Origin of the sequence: Nocardia sp. NPDC047654 (genome assembly GCF_043205035.1) — a bacterium.
Lineage (GTDB): Bacteria > Actinomycetota > Actinomycetes > Mycobacteriales > Mycobacteriaceae > Nocardia.
The window spans coordinates 98906-113056 of the sequence record NZ_JBIDDF010000007.1 but is presented as its reverse complement, the minus strand read 5'-3'; the positions used below and the strand labels follow the sequence as shown (position 1 = coordinate 113056).

Sequence of the window (14151 nt, the reverse complement as noted above, 5' to 3'; positions counted from 1 at the left end):
GGTCTGCGCTCGCGCACGAGACCGAAATGGTCGATCGGACAGCCACCGCGCGGCGAGCCTGCCCACTCACATCCGCCGGGCCTTGACTACGGCCGCGTCATTCATGACCGACGTCGACTCGGGCAAAAGGGCCGCGAGCATCCGGGTTGATCAGCCGAGCGCGGCTCCCCCTTCGGAGTCCCAGCTGGTCTCCGCGGCCTCCCTCTCGGTGCGATCGACCTGAGCTCGTGCGGTGACCGTTCGCAGTTCGTCGACGGTCGAAGGAATCGCGGCGTGTGCGGCGGTGTCGATGGTCGCGTGCGCGGCATCCCGGGTGGTCTTCGGCGGGACGACGAGCAAGGCGATCCGGGCCCCGCTGACACCGAGGACATCCAAGGAGTGCGCCTGCTTGAACCGATACCCGTCGAGCCGGACTCGCCGCCCGGCGTCATCGATTCCTCGTGGCGCGTGCGGCCATTCGCCGAGATGGTAGGTCACTCGATGGATGGGGCCGAGCCGCGGGCGCAGCGTTGCGAGCAGATCCGGCAGCTCCGCGACGAGGTCGTCGCCGCGTGGCCACCATGCGCCGTCGACATGGCCCGGCGCGGGGGCGTCGGACCGTAGTCCCAACCGCGCAGCCGATGCCGCAGGGGGATCGCGCCCGGTACCGGGCAGGGTCGTTCGAGTTGTCATGATGAATGCTTCTTTCCGAGCATCGGCCGCTAGGGGTCCTCAGCGGGCGGCCGGGCTGCGTCCGAACAACTTGCCCAGGCCACGCGGGCGGCGTGTGGGCTGGTTACCGGTTCCGTGGCCGGCAAAGGTGCCCGGCGCATCGGGTGCGGCATCGGTGGTGCCGGTGGGGCTGGAATAGATGGGGGTGTCTCGGCGGGAGGCGTCGAGATCGCGGCGCGCGGCGAGTTCACGGCGCGCGGCACGTCCGCGACGGGCGGTGCGCCGGGCGCCGGCCAGCAGCATGCCCAGCCCGGCGATTCCGATGCCACCGACGACGATGCCGTAGAGGAACAGCACCCCGGTGGAACCCGTGACGTGATAGCCGAATATCGCGAAGTTGTCGGTCAACGCGTGATTGCTGCCGCCGTTGGCGAAGACTCCCGCGACGCCGACGAGAACGGCGGCGACGAGGATGACGAGCCCGATGATGACGATCATGACGATCCCTCAGATCTGTAGGTGCTCTCAGTACACGCCGCTCCGGGCGAGATGTCAACGTTGTAGACCTACAGTTGTAGAAGGGTGGCTCACCCGGCCGCGGCGAGCAGCGCCGCCGCGGCGGCGCGAGCCTGCTCGCCGACACCCACCGCACCGTGCATCGCCGCGACGACGGTCGCGCCCTCCACCAGCATCAGCAATTGACGGCCCAGCACAGCCGGATCCCGCGCTCCGGCGCGGGCGGCGATGTCGGTGAAGAGGTCGAGATAGCGGTGCAGGTGCCGTGCGGTGATGGCCCGCACCGCATCGTCGTAGTGCTGGGCCGCCGCGTTCACCATCGCGCAACCCCGGAAGCCCGGTTCCGCGTACCACTCGCTCATCGCGTCGAAGATCGCGGCCACCTGTTCGGCGGGGTCGCCACCGGCCGATTCGACCGCCCTCGCCAGCCATGCCCCCACCTTTTCACCGCGCGCCTCGAGCATCGCGCGCACGAGCCCGTCTTTGGTGCCGAAGTGCCGGTACAGCGTCTCCTTGGACACTCCGAGCCGTGCACACAGTTCGGCCACACCGACCCCGTCGAGCCCCCGCTCGTACAGCAGCGGTTGCGCCGCTTCGAGAATGGCGGCGCGAGTGCGCGCCGGGTCGATCGTCGAACCTTTGGCCACAGGCATACCTAGATGGTAACGATCAGTTCGATCGCCTGCTACCATCCAGGTCGTACTGATCGGTTCGATCTACGGGGTGACTGCCCCCGTGATCCCGGTATGGCAAACCGCGCGCCTCGCCCTCGGCATCGCGGCACCGGGATTCGCGCGGACCCCGCGTCCGCGGTCGCGGGCACCGGATCGCTCCGCACACCAGATGAAAGAGAGAACGACAGTGACGACGTTCGTCCTGATCCCCGGCATGTGCCACGGCGGCTGGTGCTTCGAGCAGCTCACCGAGCAGTTGCGCGCGCACGGCCATCGCGTGTTTCCGCTGACTCCGACCGGAGTCGGCGAGCGCGTCCACCTGAGCCACGGAGTAAATCTCGACACCCACATCCAGGATGTCACCGCGGTGCTGTCGGCCGAGAACATCACCGACGCGGTCCTGGTCGGCCATAGTTACGGCGGCATGGTGATCACCGGCGCCGCCGATCGCGCCGCCGATCGGGTCGGCTCACTGGTGTACATCGATGCCGTGGTACCCGGCCCCGGGGACTCCTGTTTCACGCTGGTCTCGGACCGGGAGCGGCAGTGGTACCTCGACGTGGTCGATACCGGCGACGCCGTACGCCCGCTCCCCTTCTTCGATCCGCGCGCCACACCCCACCCGATCGCATCGGTCCTCCAACCGCTCGCGCTCAGCGGCGATCTCGGCCATATCCGGCGCAGGGAGTACGTCTACGCCGCGGGATGGGAAACTCCCTCACCGTTCACCGAGATCTATCAGCGATTGCGCGATGACGACGCGTGGACCACCCACGCGCTCGACGGTGGGCACAACCTGATGCGAGACGCACCGGAGGATCTACTGCGAGTGCTGCTGAACGTCGCCGAGTCCCACTGACGTAGTCGCCGCGACCGGGTCGATGTGCGCGCACGACCGGGGCAGAAGTCACCGAAGCCGCTGGTGCGGAACGAACCCTCGGCCCGGCCGACCCGTGCTACTGGCGCAGATCTCGGTACTCCCCTCGGCGGGAAATCCCCGGCTACGCCGCAGCGTAGAGTGCTGTCCGCGTTCCGCATTCGACTCAGCCGGACACGACTTGCGTTCCGGCCGAACGGGATCGGCGAGACCGCGATGTTCCGTAGCACTCATCTCCGGAAGGACGCATGTTCACCACCACCGAATCCGAGCTGGGCGATCTCTACGCGGCCATCGAGAAATCCGCGCGGATAGTGGACGTCCCCTGCGCGCGAGACAATGTCTGGCCCACCCTGACCGCATACGGCACGATGCTCACGCGTTCGGTGATCTCCCTCAGAGTGGTCACCGACGCCCGCCGCTCGGGAGACCTCGACTACCGTTTTCTGACGCTGCCGAGAGACATCGACCCTTACGACATCGCCCTGTCCAACGAACTGCTTGCCGAGACCGATCATCCGATCGGCTCTCTGCTGGACCAGGTCCGGAAACAGTGCCCCATCGACAGCTACGGAATCGACATCGGTGTAGTCGGCGGCTTCAAGAAGATCTGGCCGTTCTTTCCTGCCGATGCCGTGCAAAAGGTATCGGAACTTGCCGCACTCCCGTCCATGCCGCCCAGTCTCGCCGACCACGCCCGCATGTTCGCACGTCACGGCTTGGAGGACAAAGTCGGCTTGCTCGGCATCGACTACCACGACAAGACGATGAACGTCTATTTCCCCGGGCTGCCGGCCGATTTCTTCGAACGCCGCGCCATCGTGTCGCTGCACCGAGAAGCCGGACTTCCGGACCCGAGCGATCAATTCCTGTCGCTCACCGAGAAAGCATTCGACATATACGCCACCATCAGCTGGGAATCGCCTCGGATCGAGCGCCTCTGTTTCCCGGTGATAACGCCGGACCCGAGAACGCTCCCGGTTCCGATCGAACCGCGCTTCGAGCGACTCGTCGACGAAGTCCCGATCAGCACGACCGACCGTCGATTCACCTATGCCGCGACCTCGTCCCCGCAGGGGGAGTCCTACAAATTCAGTTGGTTCTACCAATGGCAACCCAGAATACTGGACAAGATGAAGACGTCTGACTCATAGAACTGCCCTCGGCCACTGCTCTCGCAGTTCGTCGATGGCTTGTGGACCGACCCGGACAGGAGCCAGCGGTGCCCATCGAGCACGAAGCCAAGATTCTCGACATCGATCCCGACACCATCGAACAGCACATCGTGGACACGGGTGGGCGGAAACTCGGTGAACGGTTCATGCGCCGCTATGTCTACGACATCACGCCGGGGGACGAATCGAAATGGATCCGGTTGCGTGACAACGGGAAAGGAACCACGCTCGCGGTCAAGGAGATCACCAGCGACGCCATCGGCGGCACCCACGAAGTCGAGGTGGGCGTCGACGACTTCAGCGCCACCAACGCGCTACTCGAGAGGCTGGGCTACACCGCGAAGTCCTATCAGGAGAACAAGCGTGTCAGCTTCGTGCTCGACGGCGCGCAGCTCGAGGTGGACACCTGGCCGCGGATCCCGCCGTACCTGGAGATCGAAGCCGCGACCGAGGACGAAGTGATCCGGATCGCCGAGTTGCTCGGCTACACCGAAGCCGATCTCACCGGCGAGAACACGATCAAGATCTACGCCCGGCACGGCATCGATCTCGACACGGTCCGCGAATTGCGGTTCTGAGCCGCACCCGGCAGAACCGCACGTCCACCGGTCCGTCGCCGCAAGGGAACGAGATTCGCTTCTTTTCGTGCTCGAATGGCTCGCCATCAGGAGACAAGCGCGGTGAGGCCGGAGTCGCGCCCGCCGATCTACTACTGTGACCGACATCAGGTTTCCTACTTCCGGGGGTTTCACATGCTGATCTGGGGTTGGCAGAAGCGTATTCACACGCTCGCCATGATCACCTTGGTCTGCGGTCGCTGCGGCAATCCCGCCGCACACGCGCTGCGCAAACTCGTCACCAAGTTCACGCTCTTCTTCATCCCGCTCTTCCCGCTCAGCACCAAGCACCACCTGGAATGCACCTGGTGCGGCGCATCCTCACCGGTGGCGGGCCCGCAGGTCCCCGATCTTCTCGCCCGCGCCAACGCCGAGACCATGGGCCCCGCCCAATACCAGCAGCCTGCCGCAGGCGGCCCTGCCGCGCAGTGGCCCCAGCAGCCCGCTCCCAACCCTCAGCAGCCCGCCTTGGGCGCGCCCGAGTCCCACTGGCAGCAACAGCCCGGCCCCCACGGCAACTGGCAGCGCTGACCCCGGCGACGTACGCCCGCATGCGGCGGCTCCCGCCGCCGCGTGCTCGGGCTGATCGATCGTCGACACGTTCGTGCGGTCGGGGTCGAAGGAGACGGCAGGTTTCGACGTCAGACGACCTCGAAGACTCGGTAGGCGATGCCGCCCTCGACCGGATACCCCGATCCGACGCAGACGATGTCGTTGAGCCACAGATAGTTTCGCGCACCGGTTTCGAATACCGGCGTCGTGCGGAAGTAGTAGCTTCCGGGATCGACCAGATGCCGCGTGGCCGGATCACCCATTCGATCGCGCACCTCCTCGGGTATGGTCCACCGCCCGCCGTAGGTCAGCTGGACCAGGGCGTCATCGTCGGTCCGCAAGGTGAGCCGGACATCGAGCACCATGCTCCCGTCCTGCCGGAACAACGCCCAGTCGCCGCCGCCCGGCAGCACCACGCCACGCAGCTTCTGACCTTCGAACGACCCACCGGTCGCGCCGAACAACACCCGGCCCTTCCCGATGTTCAGCGGCGGCGCGAGATCCACCACGACGTCGAACAGCTGCCTGGTCTCGATCCCCGCCACATCCTCGACCCGTGCGTCCATGATCATCTCCCGCCGAACAACGTCTGCCGTACCGCGGCGGTGGAGACGCCCGATTGGGCGCACAGCTCCGACAGATCGAAGTGGAAGTACTCCTGCGCGATCAGCCCGTCCGCGAACGCGAAGCGGAGGAACACCGGCAGTTCGGCCCGCCGGCCGTTCGGCTCCACCCCGAATCGGCTGCCCGTCAGGGTCATTCGCGCCGTTCCCCAGCAGACCAGCGTCTCCCCCTCTGCCGCGTGTCCGCCCAAGTCGACGTCATAGTCCGGAAACGACGCGAAGAAGGCCCGCAGCGCGAATTCGTTCGCCTCCAGCCCACGCGCCACCGTCCCGAACGCCGGCGCTTCCAGCACCATCCCGTCGTGCATGAGCCGCAACGCCGCGGGCACGTCCTGCCTGCTCTTGACGACGGCGAGTTCCCTCGCCAGGTCCATCATCCAGCCACTGTCCATGCAGTAACCATACGGTCGACCGTACTTATTGTCCAGCATTGTCTCGTCGACACGACGGCCGGGCACAGCACTCCGTCGGGGCACTGGAATCGATGCCTGCGCGCCGTGATCTGCCCAGCTGTGTCCGGCGGCGGCGTGCCACCACTGGCGAACGAGGCGTGCTCGCCGCAGCCCGGGGCGGGACCGATGCAGGCGGCCGAGGCGCTAGTCGAAGTACCGGTGGAACCACGCCGTCAGCTCGGCTTCGCTCTTCGGTCCCTGGTCCGGGTGATCGGCGCGCAACGCGCAGAAATGCCCGGCGATGCCGAACTTCTGGTGAATCAGGAACAGGCAGCTCGGTCCGAGCGCGGGATCGGTGTTCGGATAGCAGAAGAAACGGCCGAGGACATTGCCGTTCTGCCGCCAGACGTCGTCGCCCACGTCGCCGCGACCGCACACATGTCCCGAGAACTGCCCGCGGTTCGCCTCGTACAGGTACATCGCGGACTCCTGGTCGGGGAACCCGAAGAACTCCGCGGACGGGAATCCGATCTTGGTGCCGCAGGCCAGCACCGCGTCCACCGGACCGGGCGGCGGGTCGGAGTGGCGGCAGTTGGCCGGGCCGAAATCACCGGCCAGATGGTTCAGCACCGCACGATCGGCCTGGGTGAAGTAGTCCGGATCACGGGCTAGATCGGCGGCACGGAACGAGAAACCATTGCGCGCGGCCACATAGTCGCGGTACTGCTGCTCGGCAGGCTCCCAGATGTACACCGCGGCCGCCAGCGCCCGCTCGTCCGTGACCAGCAGCGCGGGCCGTGGCGCGGTGGGATCGTCCACCTTGCTCAGGAAACACGACTTGCGGCCGACTTCCGCGCCGTCACGCAGCATCGGTCCGTCCGTCCCCGGCGGGTCGCCGGGGCAGTTGCGCCCTTGCAGGCCCGCCAGCAATGCGGAGGTGTAACCGCGCAATTGGTCGACGTTGCGGAATCGCAGGAATCGCGCCGCGGGATCGCTCGCGGCCGGATTCGCGGTGCAGAAGACGACGGCGGCGGTGGGCGGGTCGGGGTCTTCGTGCACGCAGTTGGCGCGTTTGTAGCCCGACGGGCCCACCAGCGACAGCAATTCGACGTCCGGGCCGTTCGGAGCGCTCGCGTCGGGAACGGCGGCGCCGGTGTTCGGCCGGGTCGCCTCCCAGCCGAAGAAGCCGAGGGTGGCGGCGAGCAGGACGACGCACAGCAGGGCGAGCACGCGGAGTACGCCGCGGCGGCCTGGTCGCTCGCCGTTGTCGCCGCCCGGCTCCGTTGGCACGGCCGTCGCGCCCGACCGGTCCGGTGGTGGCCCCGCATCGGTCACCGCGTCACCCGCCGCGGAAGTCGCCTGCGTGGGGGCTTCGGCCACCGCCGCCTGCGCGGCCGCCCCCAGCTCACCTGCCGTGCCGTACCTCGCCTGCGGGTCCTTCGCCATCCCGCGCGCGACCACCGCGTCCAGCCGGGCGGGCAGTCCCGGACGGCACGAGTGCGGCCGCGGCGGCGGCTCGAACAGGTGCGCCGAGATGATCTGCGCGTCGGTGTCCTTCGGGTACGGCCGTGAACCGGTCAGGCATTCATACAGCACGCAGGTCAGGGCATAGATGTCGGCGGCGGGTGTGACCACGCGGGAGTGGAACCGTTCCGGCGCCATGTAGTGGAACGATCCGATCGCCGAGCCGTCGCTGGTGAGACTCTCCCCGGTGGCCGACTGGGCGATCCCGAAGTCCACCAGGTAGGCGAAGCCGTCCGGGGTGAGCAGGATGTTGTCCGGCTTGATGTCCCGGTGCACCAAGCCGTCGGCGTGCGCGGCGTCCAGCGCCGCGGCGACCTGCCGGACGATCGCGACCGCCCGCTCCGGATCCAGCGGCGCCCGCTCGGTCAGCAGCGCGCGCAGGCTGTCGCCGCCGACCAGGCGCATGTCGATGTAGAGCCTGCCGTCGATCTCGCCGTAGTCGTGGATCGGGATGATGTGCGGTTCCTGCAACCGCGCCGCGACGTGCGATTCGCGCCGGAACCGTTCCCGGAACACCGGGTCGTCGTGCAGCCGCTCGGGCAGCACCTTCAAGGCGATGGCGCGGTCCTTGACGGTGTCGTAGGCCTCGAAGACTTCCCCCATCCCGCCACGACCGATCAGGCGATCCAGGCGATACGGCCCGAACCGCGAACCCACCTCGAGCGTCTGACGTGGCGTCGTCATCTCGTCCTCCGTGACGGGGACCCGGAGGGTGTCCGTCACGATCCGAGCCGGACGCCTCCCCGGGGCCGTGACCCGGGTTCCCGCGCTCAACTGTAGGCCGCGCGGACCCCTTCGGCAGGCGTATCGCGCAGCGGGCCGGTCAGCCGCCGGTTCGCCTTCCGGGGCATGTCTACGCAGGTCCGAAGCGCGGCCGGGCACCGCGCCGGTACCCGTTCGGCGAGCGTGCCCGGGGCAGCGCCACCGCCGTCAACTCCGGGCCTCGGGCGGGCCGGGGCGGCGATGCAGGGCGAGCTGGATCTGCAACAGCAGGCGGTCGGCCGGGTCGTCGAGGTTCATGCCGAGAATGTCCTCGACCCGGCGAAGCCGGTAGCGCAGCGTGTTCGGATGTACGCGCAGTGCCGCGGCGGCGTCGCGCACGTCGCCGTGTTCGCGTAGATAGGTCTCGACACTGTCGCGCAGGCTCGCGGAATGCTTGCGGTCGTAGTCGAACAGCGCGCGCAGCCGCGGATCGTGCAGTTCCGTCCGTGCACCGATCAGATCCAGGGTCTCGCCGAGCAGCACCGCGGTCCGCGCCTCGGCGAGGGTGGTCACCCGGCTTCCCGATGCCGCGAAGGTGCGGGCCAGCACCCGATCGACCTCCGCGCGCGCGTCGGCCACCCGGCCGAGATCGGGCACCGGACAGGCGATCGCGGCCCGCAGCGACAGCGCGCGCTTCGCTTCGAGCTGCTCGATCAACTGCCGGGTCCAAGCCGTCACCGCCTGAGCGGAACGGTAGCCGGGCAGCAGTACGTAGACGCGGTCACCGATCGTGGTGGTCACCGAGTCACCGCGGAAAGAGCAGGCGCGTAGGCGCAGAACGCCGCCCACCGCAGCCGGCTCGACGCCCGGCGCCCGCTCCCCCGCCATGAGCGCGAATCCGATCACCGCCGCCGGGCCGGTCGTCGGCAGATCGAGCGCGTTCACCACGGCCGCGGCGTCGATCACGGGCCCGCTCGCGCCGAACAGCCGCCGGATCAGCAGCGCCTCGGTGGTGGGTGCGTCGAGACTGCGGGAGATCAGGCGTCCCGCGATGGCCGCCGCGCCGCGCAGGATCTCGGCCGCGTCCGGCTTGAACGGCCGGCCGCCCTCTTGCAGCCAGATCGCGCCGAGCACCCGAGCAGCGCGCGTGTGCGCGTCCGTGGGACGGCGGATGCCGATCACCAATCGGCGCTTGATATTCAGCTCGTCATGCGCGGGCACGTCGACGACCTCGTCGGTGTCGCGCAGACGACCGAACACCCCCCAGCGCCGCAGCAGGGTCAGATACTCCCGCGGCCCTCGCGGCCGAGGATCGATCGCACCCGCAATTCGTCGGCGTTCTCGTCGGAGGCCGAGTACGCGAGCACATGCGACCGCGGGTCCTCGATCGACACCATTCCGCCCGCGTTGTCCGCGATCATCTGCGCCAGCGCGAAGAGATCGATATCCGCGGCGACCTGATCACCTTCCCTCGCCACGTTCCCGTCCTTCGGCCAACTCGACAACGCACTTGCCCCATCTTTGTCTGGTTGGCTCATTCTTCGGGCAGTTTTCCGGTGTTGACTTCCAATTGCCGGAAATTCACCTGGTAGTAGGAGGTCTCATGGATGCCGTCGTGTCCCCGCCCCCGCCGGTCAACGAGCCGGTGGGCAGCTTCGCGCCGGGCACGGGCGAACGCGAACGCCTACGGGTGAAGCTGGCCGAACTCGCCGCGGCCCCGACCGACGTCGCCCATGTCATCGGCGGTGCGCACCGCCGGGGTTCGGGTGAGCGCGTCACGGTGGTGCAGCCGCACCGGCACGCCGCCGTCCTCGGCACGCTCACCACGGCCGGGCCGGGCGAGGTCCGCGACGCCATCGCGGCGGCGAGCGCGGCGGCGCCGGGCTGGCGCGCGCTGTCCTTCGCCGATCGCGCCGCGATCTTCCTGCGCGCCGCCGACCTGCTGGCCGGACCGTGGCGCGAAACGATCTCCGCCGCAACGATGTTGGGGCAGTCCAAGACGGCCTACCAGGCCGAGATCGACACCCCCTGCGAACTGGTCGACTTCTGGCGGTTCAACGTGCACTTCGCGAGCCGGATCCTGGCGGACCAGCCGATCTCGGCGCCGGGGGTGTGGAATCGGGTGGACTACCGGCCGCTCGAGGGCTTCGTCTACGCGATCACGCCGTTCAACTTCTCCGCCATCGCGGGCAACCTGCCCACCGCGCCCGCGCTGATGGGCAACACAGTGGTGTGGAAGCCTGCCGTCACCCAATCGGTGGCCGCGTACTGGACGATGCGGCTGCTGGAGGCGGCGGGACTTCCGCCCGGGGTGATCAATATGGTGCACGGCGCGGGGCCCGAGGTGTCGGAGGTGGCGCTGGCCGATCACCGGCTCGCGGGTATCCACTTCACCGGGTCCACCGCGACCTTCCGGCACCTCTGGCGCACCGTCGCGGCGAATCTCGACCGCTACGACTCCTATCCGCGCCTGGTCGGCGAGACCGGCGGCAAGGACTTCGTGGTGGCGCACAGCTCGGCCGATCCGGACGTGCTGAGCACCGCCCTGATCCGCGGCGCGTTCGACTACCAAGGCCAGAAGTGCTCGGCCGCCTCACGCGCATTTCTCCCGCGATCGCTGTGGGACCGGATGGGCCGCGAGTTCATCGACCGAGTGGCCGCGCTCAGCTACGGCGACGTGACCGACTTCGGCCACTTCGGCGGAGCACTCATCGATCGGCGCGCCTTCGTCCGGAACACCGACGCCCTGGCGCGCGCCAAGGCGACCCCTGGCCTGACCATCGCCACGGGCGGCCACGCCGACGACAGCGTCGGCTACTTCGTCGAGCCGACCGTCCTGCTCGGCGACGACCCGGCCGACGAGGCGTTCCGCACCGAGTACTTCGGCCCGATCCTGGCCGTGCACGTCTACGACGATTCGGTCCGCGGATCGTTCGAGTCCATGCTCGACCGGATCGATCGGGGTTCGCCCTACGGCTTGACCGGCGCGATCATCGCCCAGGATCGCGCGGCGATCGGCGCCGCGCTCGACCGGTTGCGCTTCGCGGCGGGCAACTTCTACATCAACGACAAACCCACCGGAGCGGTTGTCGGCCAGCAGCCGTTCGGCGGGTCGCGCGCGTCCGGCACCAACGACAAGGCAGGCTCGGCACAGAACCTGCTGCGCTGGACCTCCGCTCGCACGATCAAGGAAACCTTCGTCCCCGCGACCGACCACCGCTACCCGCACCAGGAGCTGTGATGGCCTTCTCCGGACTGCTGCGGCCCGCCGTGCTGGCGGCCTCTCGTTCCCCGCGCGTCGAGCGCGCGATCACCCGCATGCCTGCCACCAAGAAAATGGTCGACCGTTTCGTCGCGGGCGAGACCGAGCGCGACGCGGTCGCCGCGTCCTCGGCGCTGCTGGGCTCCGGCCGGTTCGTGAGCATCGACTACCTCGGCGAGGACACCACCGATCTCGACCGCGCCCGCGGAACCGTCGCGCACTACCTGCGGCTGCTGTCGGCGCTGGCCGACCTGCGGGCCGCGAACGAGGCGCCGGTGCCCCGGCTGGAGGTGTCGCTCAAGCTCTCCGCGCTCGGCCAGCGGCTTCCGCAGAACGGGTACGCCATCGCGCGCGAGCACGCCTACGAGATCTGCACGGCGGCGAAGGCGGCCGGGATCTGGGTGACCGTGGACGCAGAAGACCACACCACCACCGAATCGACACTGGCGATCGTGCGCGAGCTGCGGCTGGACTTCCCCTGGCTCGGAACGGTCTTGCAGGCCTATCTCAAACGCACCGAGGAGGACTGCCGGACCTTCGCAGGTCCGGGCGCACGGATCCGGTTGTGCAAGGGCGCCTATCGCGAACCCGCCGCGGTGGCCTACCAGAGCCGCTCCGCGGTGGACGAGTCCTACCTGCGTTGCCTGCGGATCCTGATGGAGGGCAAGGGCTATCCGATGGTGGCCACGCACGACCCGGCGCTGATCGGTGCGGCGTTGGGCCACGTGCGCGAAAGCGGACGGAAATCCGGCGATTTCGAGTTCCAGATGCTGCACGGCATCCGCGACGCCGAACAGCGACGCCTGGTCGGAGCGGGCCATTCGCTGCGCGTCTACGTGCCCTACGGTGACCAGTGGTACGGCTACTTCATGCGCAGGTTGGCCGAGCGCCCGGCCAACATCGCCTTCTTCTTGCGTTCCTTCGGCCGCGACCGCTGAGCGGGAGAGCGAACTTTATTTTCTTCCGCCGACCGATCCCCCCTCCCTGTGGTCGTATTGAGGTGAGCACGAGAGGCGATCCTTGCCTCGTCGCGTACGCAGTGGACGAAAGGACCGATATGTCCCTCGCGCGGTTACGCACCCAGATGACGCGCCGGAAGCCGCTCGGTGCGGTCGAGGACGAAGGCGCTCCCGCGGACGAGCAGCTGTCACGGTCGCTGGGCCTGTGGCAGCTCACCGCGATCGGTGTCGGCGGCATCATCGGCGCGGGCATCTTCACCTTGGCGGGCGCGGTCGCGCACTCGGTCACCGGACCTTCGGTGTTGATCTCGTTCCTCATCGCGGGTGTGGCGAGCGCCGCCGCCGCGCTGTGCTACGCCGAATTCGCCGGGATGGTGCCCAAAGCCGGATCCGCCTACACCTACGGGTATGTGTCGCTCGGCGAGATCGCGGGCTGGTTCATCGGCTGGGATCTGCTGCTGGAGTACGTCGCGGTCGCGGCGGTGGTGGCCATCGGCGTGTCCGGGTACTTCAAATTCCTGCTGGAGCAGGTCGACATCACGCTGCCGGATTGGATGATGGGCGCCGCGGGCACCGGCGAGGGGCATGTCGTCGACGTGTTCGCCATGCTGTTCTGCCTCGGCACCGCCTGGCTGCTCTCGCGCGGCATCCGCAGCGTCGGCCGGTTCGAGACCGTCGCCGTCGGCATCAAGGTCGCCCTCGTCGTGCTGATCATCGTGCTCGGCGTGTTCCATATCGACAGCTCGAACTACACCCCCTACTTCCCGTTCGGCACCGGCGCGGTGTGGACGGGCGCGGCCACCGTGTTCTTCGCCGTGTTCGGCTACGACGCGATGAGCACCGCCGCCGAGGAGTCCACCGACGGCAAGAAGCACCTGCCGAAGGCGATCATCTATTCGCTGGCCATCGCCATGGCGCTCTACGTGCTGGCCACCCTGGTGCTGACCGGCATGCAGAAATACACCGAGATCAGTCCGACCAGTGGATTCTCCACCGCCTTCGAGTCGGTGGGGCAACCGGGCGTCGCGAACATCATCGCGGTCGGCGCCATCGTCGGCATCGTCACCGTGGTGCTCACCTTCATGCTCGGAGTCACCCGGGTCTGGTTCGCCATGAGCCGCGACGGGCTGCTGCCGGAGTGGTTCGCCAAGACCCATCCGGTCCGGAAGGTGCCCACGCGGGTGACCTGGATCGTCGGCATCGGATCGGCGCTGATGGCCGGGTTGCTGGACATCACCGTGGTCGCCGAACTGACCAATATCGGCATCCTGATGGCGTTCATCGTGGTGTCCGTCGCCGTGATCGTGCTGCGGCGCACCCGCCCCGACGAGCCGCGCGAGTTCCGCCTGCCGTTCATGCCGGTCGTGCCGCTGATCGGCATCGGGTTCTCGGTGTACCTGATCTGGTCGCTGCCCTGGGAGACCTGGGCGCGTTTCGTGATCTGGCTCTTCGTCGGCCTGATCGTCTACTTCACCTACTCACGCAACCACGCCGAACTCGAGCGCACCCGCCCCGCCGCGGTGGAAGGTCCGGCGACCTCCTGACACGCCCAGGCAACCGAACGGGCTCACCAGGCGATATCCATTGCAGAATGGTCGTTCGACTGCATGAGTCGGGAATGTCGGCA

General features: G+C 68.1%; 15 protein-coding genes. 7 read left to right on the top strand and 8 right to left on the bottom strand.

Going from position 1 to position 14151, the window contains the following annotated elements:
• Window positions 1-150: 150 nt before the first annotated feature.
• From ACGF7Y_RS20325 to ACGF7Y_RS20315, 3 genes are all read right to left on the bottom strand, one after another.
• Window positions 151-672 (bottom strand): DUF5994 family protein, encoded by a 522-nt coding sequence (locus ACGF7Y_RS20325; RefSeq protein WP_393235928.1) that lies wholly within the window; start codon window positions 670-672, stop codon window positions 151-153.
• Between the two features lie 39 nt (window positions 673-711).
• Window positions 712-1149, bottom strand: a complete 438-nt coding sequence (locus tag ACGF7Y_RS20320) for a hypothetical protein (protein ID WP_393235926.1) — start codon at window positions 1147-1149, stop codon at window positions 712-714.
• An 89-nt stretch (window positions 1150-1238) separates the two neighbouring features.
• Window positions 1239-1820, bottom strand: coding sequence for a TetR/AcrR family transcriptional regulator (locus ACGF7Y_RS20315; protein WP_393235924.1), 582 nt, complete (start codon window positions 1818-1820; stop codon window positions 1239-1241).
• A 208-nt stretch (window positions 1821-2028) separates the two neighbouring features.
• On the opposite strand from ACGF7Y_RS20315, the gene ACGF7Y_RS20310 reads away from it, so the two are divergent.
• The 4 genes from ACGF7Y_RS20310 to ACGF7Y_RS20295 all read left to right on the top strand — a co-directional run bounded on the left by ACGF7Y_RS20310 (window position 2029) and on the right by ACGF7Y_RS20295 (window position 5041).
• Window positions 2029-2700 (top strand): alpha/beta fold hydrolase, encoded by a 672-nt coding sequence (locus tag ACGF7Y_RS20310; protein ID WP_393235922.1) that lies wholly within the window; start codon window positions 2029-2031, stop codon window positions 2698-2700.
• A gap of 266 nt (window positions 2701-2966) precedes the next feature.
• Window positions 2967-3872 (top strand): aromatic prenyltransferase, encoded by a 906-nt coding sequence (locus ACGF7Y_RS20305; protein WP_393235920.1) that lies wholly within the window; start codon window positions 2967-2969, stop codon window positions 3870-3872.
• Between the two features lie 68 nt (window positions 3873-3940).
• Entirely contained in the window at window positions 3941-4471 is a 531-nt protein-coding gene (locus ACGF7Y_RS20300; protein ID WP_393235918.1) for a class IV adenylate cyclase, read from the top strand.
• A gap of 174 nt (window positions 4472-4645) precedes the next feature.
• Entirely contained in the window at window positions 4646-5041 is a 396-nt protein-coding gene (locus ACGF7Y_RS20295) for a hypothetical protein (protein ID WP_393235916.1), read from the top strand.
• A gap of 110 nt (window positions 5042-5151) precedes the next feature.
• On the opposite strand, the gene ACGF7Y_RS20290 is transcribed toward ACGF7Y_RS20295, so the two are convergent.
• The 5 genes from ACGF7Y_RS20290 to ACGF7Y_RS20270 all read right to left on the bottom strand — a co-directional run bounded on the left by ACGF7Y_RS20290 (window position 5152) and on the right by ACGF7Y_RS20270 (window position 9781).
• Window positions 5152-5628 (bottom strand): DUF3237 domain-containing protein, encoded by a 477-nt coding sequence (locus ACGF7Y_RS20290; protein WP_393235914.1) that lies wholly within the window; start codon window positions 5626-5628, stop codon window positions 5152-5154.
• A gap of 2 nt (window positions 5629-5630) precedes the next feature.
• Window positions 5631-6077, bottom strand: a complete 447-nt coding sequence (locus ACGF7Y_RS20285) for an ester cyclase (RefSeq protein ID WP_393235912.1) — start codon at window positions 6075-6077, stop codon at window positions 5631-5633.
• 204 nt (window positions 6078-6281) lie between these two features.
• Window positions 6282-8285 carry a serine/threonine-protein kinase gene (locus ACGF7Y_RS20280; RefSeq protein ID WP_393235910.1) on the bottom strand — a complete coding sequence of 668 codons (2004 nt, stop codon included), beginning with the start codon at window positions 8283-8285 and terminating at the stop codon, window positions 6282-6284.
• 246 nt (window positions 8286-8531) lie between these two features.
• Window positions 8532-9563 carry a PucR family transcriptional regulator gene (locus ACGF7Y_RS20275; protein WP_393235908.1) on the bottom strand — a complete coding sequence of 344 codons (1032 nt, stop codon included), beginning with the start codon at window positions 9561-9563 and terminating at the stop codon, window positions 8532-8534.
• Between the two features lie 20 nt (window positions 9564-9583).
• Window positions 9584-9781, bottom strand: a complete 198-nt coding sequence (locus ACGF7Y_RS20270; RefSeq protein ID WP_393235906.1) for a hypothetical protein — start codon at window positions 9779-9781, stop codon at window positions 9584-9586.
• A 125-nt stretch (window positions 9782-9906) separates the two neighbouring features.
• Between ACGF7Y_RS20270 and pruA the strand changes: the two genes are divergently transcribed.
• The 3 genes from pruA (at window position 9907) to ACGF7Y_RS20255 (ending at window position 14068) form a co-directional block, all read left to right on the top strand.
• Window positions 9907-11544, top strand: a complete 1638-nt coding sequence (gene pruA, locus ACGF7Y_RS20265) for an L-glutamate gamma-semialdehyde dehydrogenase (protein ID WP_393235904.1) — start codon at window positions 9907-9909, stop codon at window positions 11542-11544.
• The gene (locus ACGF7Y_RS20260; protein ID WP_393235902.1) at window positions 11544-12503 is read left to right on the top strand and encodes a proline dehydrogenase family protein; all 960 of its coding nucleotides are present in this window, start codon (window positions 11544-11546) and stop codon (window positions 12501-12503) included. Before pruA ends, ACGF7Y_RS20260 begins: the two co-directional genes overlap by 1 nt.
• A 119-nt stretch (window positions 12504-12622) precedes the next feature.
• Window positions 12623-14068: an amino acid permease gene (locus tag ACGF7Y_RS20255; protein ID WP_393235900.1), complete on the top strand. Its 1446-nt coding sequence runs from the start codon at window positions 12623-12625 to the stop codon at window positions 14066-14068.
• Window positions 14069-14151: the final 83 nt, after the last annotated feature.

Coding starts and splice junctions, on each gene's coding strand:
- ACGF7Y_RS20325 (WP_393235928.1), bottom strand. CDS start 672: ATGACAACTCGAACGACCCTGCCCGGTACCGGGCGCGATCCCCCTGCG.
- ACGF7Y_RS20320 (WP_393235926.1), bottom strand. CDS start 1,149: ATGATCGTCATCATCGGGCTCGTCATCCTCGTCGCCGCCGTTCTCGTC.
- ACGF7Y_RS20315 (WP_393235924.1), bottom strand. CDS start 1,820: ATGCCTGTGGCCAAAGGTTCGACGATCGACCCGGCGCGCACTCGCGCC.
- ACGF7Y_RS20305 (WP_393235920.1), top strand. CDS start 2,967: ATGTTCACCACCACCGAATCCGAGCTGGGCGATCTCTACGCGGCCATC.
- ACGF7Y_RS20295 (WP_393235916.1), top strand. CDS start 4,646: ATGCTGATCTGGGGTTGGCAGAAGCGTATTCACACGCTCGCCATGATC.
- ACGF7Y_RS20290 (WP_393235914.1), bottom strand. CDS start 5,628: ATGGACGCACGGGTCGAGGATGTGGCGGGGATCGAGACCAGGCAGCTG.
- ACGF7Y_RS20285 (WP_393235912.1), bottom strand. CDS start 6,077: ATGGACAGTGGCTGGATGATGGACCTGGCGAGGGAACTCGCCGTCGTC.
- ACGF7Y_RS20280 (WP_393235910.1), bottom strand. CDS start 8,285: ATGACGACGCCACGTCAGACGCTCGAGGTGGGTTCGCGGTTCGGGCCG.
- pruA (WP_393235904.1), top strand. CDS start 9,907: ATGGATGCCGTCGTGTCCCCGCCCCCGCCGGTCAACGAGCCGGTGGGC.
- ACGF7Y_RS20260 (WP_393235902.1), top strand. CDS start 11,544: ATGGCCTTCTCCGGACTGCTGCGGCCCGCCGTGCTGGCGGCCTCTCGT.
- ACGF7Y_RS20255 (WP_393235900.1), top strand. CDS start 12,623: ATGTCCCTCGCGCGGTTACGCACCCAGATGACGCGCCGGAAGCCGCTC.